Origin of the sequence: Tenacibaculum agarivorans, assembly GCF_001936575.1 — a bacterium.
Lineage (GTDB): Bacteria > Bacteroidota > Bacteroidia > Flavobacteriales > Flavobacteriaceae > Polaribacter > Polaribacter agarivorans.
Window position 1 is genome coordinate 36,617 of sequence record NZ_MSMP01000020.1, and the last position, 11,968, is coordinate 48,584.

The following is an 11,968-nucleotide window of genomic DNA, read 5'->3' on the forward strand; positions in this document are numbered from 1 at the left end:
GTGGCCGACCCTTTAAACAATTGTTTTTATGTTAAGGAGATATTTTAGCGTAAAAGGTTACCCAGTGAGAATAAATAATTGAATTTTTAGGTTATTGAAAATCTATTACTTCAGTTCTAATTTTTGTTTTTTTATAGTATTTTTTGTTTGAACTTTGGATTGTATATTTTGATAATTTTAAGTTTTTATTTCCCAAATTTTGATTAAAAACTTAGAAATAATTATACCTTTTTATTTTTCGCAATCAAATCTAAAATTTTCTTTCCTCTAGCTTTGCAACCTTTACTTTCATGAATTACACTTGTAGCAATAACGTGTTCCAATTCAGGATGCACCCAATCTCTATATTGTCCAAAAAGAAACAAAGTAGTCATTGTATAGGCTTTTACTGCAATTTTTTGATCTGTAATTAACCAGTCAAACCCTGTTTCAATAATAGCATCAATATGTACATTGGTAATCCATTGTTTAGCAATAGTATCTTCTTTAGAAGTATAGATAAAAGCCAAGTTTTCGCATATTTTAGCGCAGCAACGCAAAGCGCCGTCTATGGTTAAGTCTGGTAAACCTTTGGTAAATTTATCCATGTAAGGCGATAGATATATAATATCATAATGCGTACAAATCCATTCTAAAATCCAAGCCGCTTTGATTGATATTTTATCGTCAACTTTAAATGTTAAATCTACAAGATACTCTATTAAATAAGGCTGTTCTAATACAATAATTGCGGCTTTATTTCGATTTACTTTTTTAGGGTTTTCAATATCTTGTAGTACAGAAATTAAAAAATCAATACTCATATTGGTATGGTTTGTGTACATTTACAGAAATAAGTACTAAATATAAAAACAAAAAGAAGAATCCATGATTAAAGCAAGAGTAAATGTTGTCTTAAGTTTTGTATTTACCATGTTATTTTCTTTGGTAATATCAGCTCAAAAAGTGAATCAGGTTGATGCTGACGGAAAAAGAGACGGAATTTGGCGAAAGTATTATAGTAATGGAGATATCCGTTATGAAGGAGAGTTTAGAAATGGAAAAGAAATAGGACGATTTTTATTTTATAATAGAGGATCTTCGTATCCATCAATTGTTAAAGATTTTGCTGAAAATTCGGATATAGCTACTGTAAAATTTTACAATAAAAGTAGAGTAAAAACAGAAGGACAAATGAAAGGAAAACAGAGAATAGGGAAGTGGACGTATTACTTTACTGATGGAACTACTGTTTTTTCTGAAGAAAATTATGAAAATGGTCAATTACATGGAATGCTGAAGAATTACTATATGAATGGTAAACTTACGGAAGAGAGCGAATATAGTAATGGTAAAAAACATGGGGTTTCTAAAATCTATTCTGAAGATGGAGTACTTATAGAAGAAGTACATTTTGTAAATGGATTGTTAGATGGAGAAGCAAAATATTTTGATTTAAAAGGAGTCATAAAAGAAAAAGGAAAGTATAAAGATAATAAGCGAATTGGTAAATGGGAATATTATATTGATGGTGAAGTTTCTGATAAAGGAAAGCCAAGAAAAAATATGCTCAAAGGAGATAAACTTCAAAAAGAAGAAGAATAATAGCAAACTATACTTCTATAAAGTATAACAATACAACTATAGCTAACAATTTCGTAAATTTGCCGCCTAAATAAAGCAAAATATGAAACGAGTAGTTGTTGGTCTTTCAGGTGGAGTAGATAGTAGTGTTACAGCTTATTTACTTCAAAAAGAAGGCTATGATGTTATCGGTTTATTCATGAAAAACTGGCACGATGATTCTGTAACTATTTCTGACGAATGTCCTTGGTTAGAAGATAGTAATGATGCTATGATTGTTGCCGAAAAACTAGGAATTCCTTTTCAAACTGTGGATTTAAGTGAACAATACAAAGAGCGTATTGTAGATTATATGTTTGATGAATATGAAAAAGGACGTACTCCTAATCCTGATGTTTTATGTAATAGAGAAATTAAATTTGATGTATTTATGGATATTGCATTAAGTTTAGGTGCTGATTATGTAGCTACAGGTCATTATTGTAGAAAGGATGAAGAAGTAATTAATGGAGAAACGGTATACAAATTATTAGCAGGAAAAGATACCAATAAAGATCAATCGTACTTTTTATGTCAATTATCACAAGAGCAATTGTCTAAAGCCTTATTTCCAATAGGAGAGTTAACTAAACCAGAAGTACGAGCAATTGCAAAAGAAGCAGATTTAATTACAGCTGAAAAGAAAGACTCACAAGGATTATGTTTTATTGGTAAAGTACGCTTACCTGATTTTTTACAGCAAAAGTTACAACCAAAAGAAGGGGTAATTGTACAAGTACCAGATTCTTTTAACGATTATAATAAACCAGCTCCTAGTTTCGAAAATAAGGTAGCAGAATTAACCTATCGCTCTAAAAAGTATGTCTATACTTTAGAAGATGGAAAAGTAGTAGGAAAACATCAAGGAGCTCATTATTTTACAAAAGGTCAACGCAAAGGATTAGCAGTAGGAGGAACAAAAGAACCGTTATTTGTTATTGAAACTGATGTAGATGAAAATGTAATTTACACAGGAGAAGGTAAAAGCCACAAAGGATTATATAGAAACGTGTTATTTGTATCGAATGAAGAATTACATTGGGTGCGTGAAGATTTAGCTTTAGAAGTTGATCAAACTATGGAGGTTGAGGCAAGAATCCGTTACCGTCAGTCGTTAGAAAAAGTAACTTTATATCAAGTTGAAAATGGGATGTTTGTAGAGTTTGCAAACCCGCAATCGGCTATTCAAGAAGGACAGTTTGTAGCTTGGTATAGTAATGAAGAATTATTAGGTTCTGGGGTTATTTCTTAAAAGATAAATAGATCGATGAAACTAAGAACTAAAAAAGAGGTACTACAATTAAATGAAAAGATAAAGACCGAATTAGGAATTGATGTTAGTGAGTATAAGAATGAAGAGGTTGCTGAAAATTTTGCAGAACTCCTTGTTTTACCTAGCTATATTATTTCTTGGGTGATGCGACCTATTCTTTTTTGTTTAGTACTTTATGTTTTAGGTTTCTATTTTTTGGATTTGGTTCATATTGAATATCTCTTATATGGAGTAATAGGACTGGTTTTATTTTTGTTATCCGGAATTGCTTTTGGCTTTTTACTATTGTTATTTAAAATGAAAAATGATATTTGGGGAATAGCTGACTATTCACTCGATATCTTAAAACTTTCTGTAGAAGATGTATCCAACATAAATAATCAGATAGGAAAACAAAACAAAAAGGATGTATTATCTCTTTTATTTAAAGGAATAATACATATTGTTACTATTCCGTTATTTACAGAAGTAGTTTCTAATAAAGTACCTGTTCTTGGTTTTTTAACTAAAAGACCTGTTAAAAAAGTACTCACATTAGTATCTGATCGGTTAGAATTTGAAGAAGACAATATAGATGACTTTGTAGAAGATAGTGATGAAGGTAAAAGTAAAGTACTAACTTCTTACATTAGTATAATTACCAAAGCATCAGAAGGTTTAGAAAAGTTTATCAATTTTACATTTAAAATAGCAAGATCACCTTTTGTGATTTTATCTCTTTTTTCATTTGTACTATTGTTTCTATTCCTATATTTAATCCACTAAAAAAATCAATTTTGACAAATAAAATCAAAGAACTTTTTAATATACAATATCCAATTGTTCAAGGCGGAATGATTTGGGTTTCAGGTTGGAAATTAGCATCTGCAGTTTCTAATGCAGGAGGATTAGGGCTTATTGGAGCTGGCTCTATGTATCCAGATGTATTACGAGAACACATTCAAAAATGCAAAAAAGCAACTGATAAGCCTTTTGGGGTGAATGTCCCTATGCTATATCCTGATATTGAACAAATCATGGATATTATTGTGGAAGAGGGTGTTAAGATAGTATTTACTTCAGCCGGAAATCCAAAGACATGGACTAGTTTCTTAAAAGAAAAAGGAATTACAGTAGTACATGTAGTAAGTTCTGTAAGGTTTGCATTGAAAGCCGAAGCTGCTGGTGTAGATGCGGTAGTTTGTGAAGGTTTTGAAGCAGGCGGACATAATGGAAGAGAAGAAACTACAACATTTACTTTAATTCCTATGGTGAAAGAGCAGGTTAAAATTCCTGTAATTGCTGCTGGTGGAATTGGAACAGGTAGAGGTATGCTGGCTGCTATGGTTTTAGGAGCAGATGGAGTACAAATTGGAAGTAGATTTGCGGCTACTTTAGAATCTTCGGCGCATGATAGTTTTAAAGAAACTATAGTAAAAGTTAAAGATGGAGATACTTATCTTACTTTAAAAGAATTAGCACCTGTACGTTTGGTAAGAAATAAATTCTTTAATGATGTACAAGAATTATATCAGACTAACCCAACTCCAGAAGATTTAAAAATTCTATTAGGAAGAGCAAGGGCAAAAAGAGGAATGTTTGAAGGTGATTTAGAGGAAGGAGAACTTGAAATTGGTCAGGTAGCAGGATTAATACATGAAATAAAGCCAGCAAAAGAAGTTCTGGAAGAGATTGTTGAAGGGTATAATGAGTGTATTAACAATAGTTTCGTAGCCTTGTAGCTATTTAAGACTAAAAAGAATAACCCTTACGTTTAGTAGAAGTTTTAGTAAGTAAGGGTTAATTCCATAGATTAAAACAAAATTTAAAGGTATATCTATTTAATGTTTTAGTACTTTATGTAGTACGCTGAAGTTGTTGTTTGATAATTTTAGTATGTATAATCCACGAGATAATTTAGACATATCTACAGTTGAAAACTCATTACTCGTTAATAGAATCTTTCCATCAAATCCAAAAAGCTCAACTTTAGTAAATAGATTATTTTTGGTCGTGATGTTTAATATATTTTCTACAGGATTTGGATAAATTGAAATATCTTTATCTAATATAAATTCTTCATTTGAAAGTGTTGAATTACTTCTACCATAAATTTCCAATTCATTAAAGCTATTAAAATTATCATCATCCATATCACCGAAACGTCCACGAGCTATCAGTCTAACAAATCTTCCCGTTGTTGGAGGTGTTAAGGTATATTCTTCAAAGGTTAAAGCAGTGATAATTGCTATTGGAGCAATAACTTCTGTAAAATCAACACCGTTTGTTGAGATTTCTATTGAAAAGAAGTTATCACGAGCTTTTTTAGCTGCCAATCTAAATGAAGTGATTTCTTTGATTTCTCCTAGATCTAAAGTAACAGATTCAGTTCCCTGTGAAGCCCAAGTAGAATTGATGTCGCCATCATTTATGTTACTAGCCGGATTATTTTTAGTAGCAGTTACTTCTTCTTCTGTAAAGGCACTTACTGTAGTTGTTAATAATTGAGGTGCATTAGGATCTATTGCTGCATCTTGAGTAACAATGACATTTTTAATAATAGAGCCAGCTGTGAATGTAATTGTTCCTATTCTTTCTATAAAAGTTGGGTTTGCTGTTACTGTGACTTCTATGGTAGCATTGTTACTACCTGAATTTACGTTTGTCGTTATCCAATCTTTGTCATTAGTCACTGTCCAATCTTGATTGGATGTAATAGTAATGGTACTCAAACTTGAGGTAGCGGGTAATTTTTCAATTGATGATACCACCAATATGGGTACAATATCATTAACACAAATGGTTAAAAGTTGTCCTGCGGCATCTAAAAAACAAACACCAACAGTTTTACTAACATCATTATCAGTAATTGGTTTATAAATAGCTGTACCAGTGCCTCCAGATACTTCAAAAGCTCCAGCATCTCTTGAAGTCGTAAGCCTAGCTAAGCCTTCAATATCTTGTGTTACTTCAGTTATAAATTGATTGGTTCCAGTAACAGAATTAGCGACAGGTCCAGTAGAACTAGGTTTAAAAATTTCGTTACTTGCAGAAAATTGAGCATCAGCTATTGTAATTCCCGAATCTGTAATTCCTATTGCTGAACCACCAAAAATATTCCCATCATAAGTCATACCATCACCAATTTGTGAAATGCTACCTGATATAATATCTCCTAATTCACTATAAATTACATTATGGGCAATACTACCTGTAGGTTTTCTATTTCCCTTACTATTGTTGAAGTAAATAGGATCAACAGCATTATAAATAGTATTATAAGCTATAATTAAATTATCAGCGTATTGGTATCCATTACTTGTCCCCCCACTAGCTGCATTTCCACCCATTAAGGTAATACCATTATTAAAAGATCCGCTATTGTTTATGTTTTGAATGTAGTTGTTTATTACAATATGGTTACTGTCACTGATTCTAATACCTCCAGATTTAGCTTTGTTTTCTCCTAAAAAGAAATTACCTTCAACATGTGCATTAGCTCCATGTCTTAAGACTAGAGAGCCTCTACATCTTCTAAAGGTATTTCTCATAAATTTATTGTTAGCACTTTTGTTGGTTATGATCTCATTTTCCCCATCGGCTTCCACAAAATAATTATTTTCTACCAAAACATTAGCATTAGTAGTTTGTGATTCACTAGCACCTATTCTAATAGCTTCAGAATCTCCACTATTTGTTGTCAAATCATCTTTTGGAGTAATATTATAAAAGTGGTTATTTATAATAGCATGATTTACAGGATTAGTGATAGGAACATTAAATTCTAATTCTACTAAAATTCCAGCACCAGCTGTTTTTTTATTTAGAAAAGAGCAATTTTCAACAGTATTATTAGTTCCATACAATACAATCCATCTGTGTTTATTAAAGTTTTCATCTCCAGGAGCTAATGATAAATCATCAAAAGCACAGTTACGTATTTTACTATGATTTGCATAAGAAGATCCTTTTCTGAATTGAAAGTAATTGCTTTTTCCAATTCCTTTAAATGTAAAACCATCTATGATTACATAATCACTTGAAATTTCTACTCCAGATTCTCCATTAAAAATAACTCCACCAGGTGTTTCAGCAATAAGTGTTATAGGGTTGGAAACTGTACCATTTCCGTTAGTAAATTGAATGTTTTGATCAGAATATGTACCATTTTTCCATATTACTACATCACCAGGATTCAATGATAAAGCATTAAATTCAGATGCAGAACTTATCGTTATCTGTGAATTTATAAATATAGATGTGAATAAGAATAGGAAGTAAGTTATTTTTTTCATTCTATTTTGGTGATTTAATTGGTTCTCCAAATTGGTTAACCAGTTTAAATATAGTAATTAAATCAATTAAAACAACTTTTAATTTTTATTTCTTGGTATTCTTTTATTTAGAAAAGCAAAAAATAATAAGTAACGTCTTCTTATTTTTAGTTAGAAGTTACTATTTGTTTTTCAGTTGTTTATAGGTATTTTTAAAGTAATATTTAAACACCTAAAATAACCTTTTATGAAAGAATCAAATTATTCTAAAAAAACTTGGCTTGCCTTGTTATTGAGTGTATTATTAATAGCAAGTTGTTCAACAGAAAAGAAATTAACACCAGAAGCTGTTTTAATTGGTTTAGAACAAGAATCTAAGGAAGAGTTTTCTGGAAAAATGATAGTTGATGGAACTAAAATAGAGTATTCAGTGGTTGAAAATTCAACCTTAAATTTTACCGTTAGTATTAGTGTTAATGAACAAGAAATTAAAGCTGTAGTAGATTATAAAAAATCTACAATAGATATAGATGCTTCTGATATTCAGTTTTCTGATATGGAAAAAGTGGATCTGCTAATGTCTACAGCTACTATTGCAGAATATATTTTAGAAGAGAAAAATGCAGAAATAGACATTCATGAGTATGCTTTAATTAAGTTAATGGAATATGTTTCTCAAGCTCCTTCAAAACATGTTTTTCATAGTAGAAAAGTAATTTCTGATTTGGATGTAAAGCTGAAAAGTAGAAATGAAGGTGTTACATGTATTAGAAGAAATTCATATGTAAGAGCTCAGTATGATGATAAAAATGGGAGAAATTATTCTGACAATATAAGGGTAGGTAGTAAAGCTAGACAAAATTATGATTGTATGGGAAGATGTGGTTCTGATTGTGGCAGATGGTGGATACCAAGTGCTTGGACTAAAGATTGTTTAGATCATGATCAATGTAGTAATGTATTTTCAGCTTCTGGAGGTGCTTCAGATGCGAATTGTGGAGATGAATTTAATGAAGCTGCAGATGATTATGTTTTTGGAGTGCTGAGAGGGTGTAGAGGATAAAAAAAGATAAAAAAGCTTAGCATTTAATGCTAAGCTTTTTGTTTATATCGTATGAGGTTTCTATTTCTAGAAGTTTACGTAGTCAACAATTTCTAATCCGTAACCAATCATTCCTACTCTTTTTTCTTGTTTAGTATTCGATACTAATCGAAGTTTATGAATGTTCAAGTCGTGTAACATTTGTGCACCAATTCCAAAATCTTTATTATCTAAAGTAACTCTTGGTGCTTTTAGTTCTCCTTTAGCCTGATTTTCTTTTAACCCTCTTAATCTGTTTAATAAATTCAAGGATTGACTTTGTTGATTAATGAATAAAATAGCTCCTCTACCATCATCATTAATCACTTTAAACATACGATCTAATTTGTGATCAGCATCATTGGTTAAAGTTCCTAAAATATCATTATTAACTAATGTAGAGTTTACCCTAGTTAAAATAGGTTCATTTTTTGTCCAAGTTCCTCTAGTTAGAGCAATATGAATTTGATTATTAGTGGTTTGGTGGTAAGCTCGTAATCTAAAGTCTCCAAAACGAGTTTGAATCGTAAAATCTTCTTTTTTAACGATTAAAGAATCATGTTCCATTCTATAAGCAACAAGATCTTCTATAGATACGATTTTAAGATCGAATTTTTTAGCTACTTCCATTAATTGTGGAAGGCGGGCCATAGTTCCATCTTCATTCATTATTTCCACAATTACTCCTGCTGGTTGTAATCCGGCTAGTCTAGCAAAATCAATAGCAGCTTCAGTGTGCCCTGTTCTACGCAGTACACCACCTTCTTTTGCTTTTAAAGGAAAAATATGACCTGGTCTAGCTAAATCAAAGGGTTTGGTTTCCTCATTAATTAATGCATGAATAGTTTTTGCTCTATCAGATGCGGAAATTCCAGTGGTAACTCCATTTCCTCTTAAATCTACAGAAACAGTAAAGGCAGTTTCCATAGGATCAGTATTATTATTTACCATCATGCCTAATTCTAACTCTTTACATCTTTTCTCGGTAAGAGGGGTACATATTAATCCTCTACCGTGAGTAGCCATAAAGTTTACAATTTCTGGGGAAATTTTTTCAGCAGCTGCTACAAAATCACCTTCATTTTCTCTGTCTTCATCATCTACTACAATAATGACTTTTCCTTGTTTAATATCTTCTATTGCTTCTGCAATTGAATTTAACTGTATTTTTTGATTAGTCTCAGTTGTCATGTGGTTTAGTTTATCTTCTTGCTAGGAAGTAATTTTTTTAATGTATTAGTTATTTTAACAAATAAGCTTTTAATATCAAATAATCCTTTATCTTGAGTGGCCCTTGTTGTTAATACTATCGCTAAAGGAAGCATTATAGATATGGCTAACCATGATCCTGCTACAGCCGATATTGTACTTTCTTCAGCCATATTTCGTCCAAAAGTATTAGAGAAAAAATAAGAGACATAAATAGCAATAGCCAATATCATTGGTAATCCCATTCCACCTTTTCTAATTATTGAACCTAATGGAGCACCTATAAAGAATAGAAGTAAACAGGATAAAGAAAATGCAAATCGATTGTAAAATTCAATATCATAAAGGTTCATTACTTTTCTTCTATGTTTAAAAGAACCTTTATTTGCACTAAAATTATTAATACTTCTATCAATTTTTGAAATAGCCGAGTTGATAACACTTCTTTTTTGGTCTAAGTTAAAATTCTCAAGAATTGTATCTTTTAAATTTTCATGAATAAGAGAATCAGGATATTGATATAATTGATCGGCATTTATATTTAGGTATAAACTCCTAGATCTGGTTTTTACATAATCGTCATAATTTACTTTTAACACCGGTAAAGTATCTTTCAATTGTTTAGAACTTAGCATGTTAAAATTACTCTTATGTTTAATGTCATCTAGTTCATTATCACTAAAAGAAGAAATATCAATATTAATGGTATATTCTTTAAAATCAGCATAGGAAGCCTTCATTCTAAAACGATCCTTATATGAAGTATTATTGCTTACATGATGTTCAAAGAAATGTCCATTATTTAATTTTAAGGTCATGTATCTACTACCTTCTTCAGAAATTAACTCACCATCTTTAGCAGAAATAATTTTGTTATTTCCTTTTTTAGCAGACAAATCATAAATCAATACATTTTTAAGTAATGTATTTTCAGGTCCATATTTTTCATCAAATTTAATCTGATAGTTTGGAATTTCAGTATTAAAACTCCCTGGAATAAGAGCTAGAGCAGGTTGCTTTTTTCTAATATTTATCTTTAAGTTGATTTGCTTCATTATAGCATAGGGATACACATAATCTAAAAAAAGGAAATTTATACAACTCATCAAGATGGCAAATACCACTAGGGGTCTAACCATTCTTTGTAAAGAAACACCTGCGGATTTTGCAGCAGCAAATTCGTATTTTTCAGATAAACTTCCTAAAGTCATTATAGACGATAGAAGTATTCCAATAGGTAAAGCTTGAGGTGATACAATTAATGTAGTATACCATAGAAACTTTAGAATAATACCTACACTAATTCCTTTTCCAGCTAAATCGTCAAAAGCTAACCAAAGCGCCTGCATTACTAATACAAATAGTATAATAAAAAATGTAGCTAAAAAGGGAATAAGAAAGCTCTTAAGTATGTATTTATCTAAACGTTTCACTAATGCAAAGGTAGTAAGCTTAAGCATAATAAACAGAAAAAGTTTTGTTAATTGAAAAATTAATGAAGCTGTGCTATATCTAAGATCTTAAAAAGCTATAAATACTGTTAATTTTAAATATATTTCATTAACATTTTTAATGTTGTTTAAAGAAAAAATTTTTTAAAATACCCCTGTTTTCAGGGGGTAAAAGAATAGAGTAAAAAAATATATTTGAGCATTGCAAAATGTTATCAACTATGAATGAAGAGTTACTGAAGCTTTGATCTATCATTTAAATGTTTAGGTCTAAATTGAATAGAAGAGTATACTTTTTTGTTGTAGGAGAAACTATTTTTTAGTGTATCAAATAATAATTCCCAATTAGTTACTACTGCAATTAAAAAAGAGTCTCAATATTTTGAGACTCTTTTTATTAAATTTATATACTTACTTAATCTATTAAGTAACCTAATTTTTCATATTTAGCTTTGTCAAAAGAGAATAAGTTTTCAGAAATACTCTGATTACTCTTAAATTTAGTTATTGTAAATGTAGTTTCGGCACCGTTAGAACCAATTTGGACTAATTTATAAATGTGCTTTGTTTTTGCGTCTATACCTAATTGTACTTTTACAATATCTGAATTACTATCAATAGGAGTTAAATTTACAAACTGTACTTTTCTACCTTTGTTATTTTTAAGTGTTCCCATTTCGTAAGTATACCCTTCTTTGTAGAAAGTTAAAAGCTTAGAAGGGTAAATAAAACCATCTTCTTCTTCTAAATCACCTTCAGTAATACTTACTTCTTTTTCTTCAGTATTAATAACTACTAATTTTCTACCATTAAAAACAAAGTTGTTACCTAGGTAATTTAGATTATATTTTTCACCTGATAAGGTAATGGTTCCTCGAATAGGAGGGTCATTAGTTATGCCTGCTTCTTTATTAACTAGGGTAGAGGTGAAACCAATACTCATATTTTTGTAAGCTCCCATTTTTGTAGAAACTTCATCTAATAAAGTTTTAGCACTTTCAGAAGAACTTTGTGCTATTCCATTAAACGAAAAACATATTACTAGTATAAATAATCCTATTTTTTTCATGTTGATGTTTATATTGTCTTTTGTTTGTTA

The 11,968-nt window shown here is 30.4% G+C and carries 10 protein-coding genes; 5 read left to right on the plus strand and 5 right to left on the minus strand.

Annotated elements, in window-relative coordinates:
- Positions 1 to 221 precede the first annotated feature (221 nt).
- A complete protein-coding gene (locus tag BVC87_RS15080; RefSeq protein ID WP_075343277.1) occupies positions 222 to 803 on the minus strand; it encodes a hypothetical protein in 582 nt (193 codons plus the stop codon).
- A 64-nt stretch (positions 804 to 867) separates the two neighbouring features.
- Between BVC87_RS15080 and BVC87_RS15085 the strand changes: the two genes are divergently transcribed.
- The 4 genes from BVC87_RS15085 to BVC87_RS15100 all read left to right on the plus strand — a co-directional run bounded on the left by BVC87_RS15085 (position 868) and on the right by BVC87_RS15100 (position 4,596).
- Positions 868 to 1,584 (plus strand): toxin-antitoxin system YwqK family antitoxin, encoded by a 717-nt coding sequence (locus BVC87_RS15085; RefSeq protein ID WP_075343226.1) that lies wholly within the window; start codon positions 868 to 870, stop codon positions 1,582 to 1,584.
- 82 nt (positions 1,585 to 1,666) lie between these two features.
- Entirely contained in the window at positions 1,667 to 2,854 is a 1,188-nt protein-coding gene (gene mnmA, locus BVC87_RS15090) for a tRNA 2-thiouridine(34) synthase MnmA (protein WP_075343227.1), read from the plus strand.
- A 15-nt stretch (positions 2,855 to 2,869) separates the two neighbouring features.
- Complete coding sequence (locus tag BVC87_RS15095; RefSeq protein ID WP_075343228.1) at positions 2,870 to 3,640, plus strand: hypothetical protein; 771 nt, start codon at positions 2,870 to 2,872, stop codon at positions 3,638 to 3,640.
- A gap of 11 nt (positions 3,641 to 3,651) precedes the next feature.
- Positions 3,652 to 4,596 carry an NAD(P)H-dependent flavin oxidoreductase gene (locus BVC87_RS15100; RefSeq protein ID WP_075343229.1) on the plus strand — a complete coding sequence of 315 codons (945 nt, stop codon included), beginning with the start codon at positions 3,652 to 3,654 and terminating at the stop codon, positions 4,594 to 4,596.
- A 99-nt stretch (positions 4,597 to 4,695) separates the two neighbouring features.
- On the opposite strand, the gene BVC87_RS15105 is transcribed toward BVC87_RS15100, so the two are convergent.
- Complete coding sequence (locus tag BVC87_RS15105; protein WP_075343230.1) at positions 4,696 to 7,149, minus strand: chondroitinase-B domain-containing protein; 2,454 nt, start codon at positions 7,147 to 7,149, stop codon at positions 4,696 to 4,698.
- A gap of 226 nt (positions 7,150 to 7,375) precedes the next feature.
- Here BVC87_RS15105 and BVC87_RS15110 point away from each other — a divergent pair, with 226 nt between their 5' ends.
- On the plus strand, positions 7,376 to 8,191 hold the full coding sequence (locus BVC87_RS15110; protein ID WP_075343231.1) for a hypothetical protein: 816 nt from the start codon (positions 7,376 to 7,378) through the stop codon (positions 8,189 to 8,191).
- Positions 8,192 to 8,257: 66 nt separating this feature from the next.
- Here the strand turns inward: BVC87_RS15110 and ribB are convergent, their stop codons facing one another.
- The 3 genes from ribB to BVC87_RS15125 all read right to left on the minus strand — a co-directional run bounded on the left by ribB (position 8,258) and on the right by BVC87_RS15125 (position 11,938).
- Positions 8,258 to 9,400 (minus strand): 3,4-dihydroxy-2-butanone-4-phosphate synthase, encoded by a 1,143-nt coding sequence (ribB, locus tag BVC87_RS15115; protein WP_075343232.1) that lies wholly within the window; start codon positions 9,398 to 9,400, stop codon positions 8,258 to 8,260.
- Between the two features lie 5 nt (positions 9,401 to 9,405).
- Positions 9,406 to 10,878, minus strand: a complete 1,473-nt coding sequence (locus BVC87_RS15120) for an LptF/LptG family permease (protein WP_234974681.1) — start codon at positions 10,876 to 10,878, stop codon at positions 9,406 to 9,408.
- Between the two features lie 406 nt (positions 10,879 to 11,284).
- Positions 11,285 to 11,938 (minus strand): LolA family protein, encoded by a 654-nt coding sequence (locus tag BVC87_RS15125; protein ID WP_075343233.1) that lies wholly within the window; start codon positions 11,936 to 11,938, stop codon positions 11,285 to 11,287.
- Positions 11,939 to 11,968: the final 30 nt, after the last annotated feature.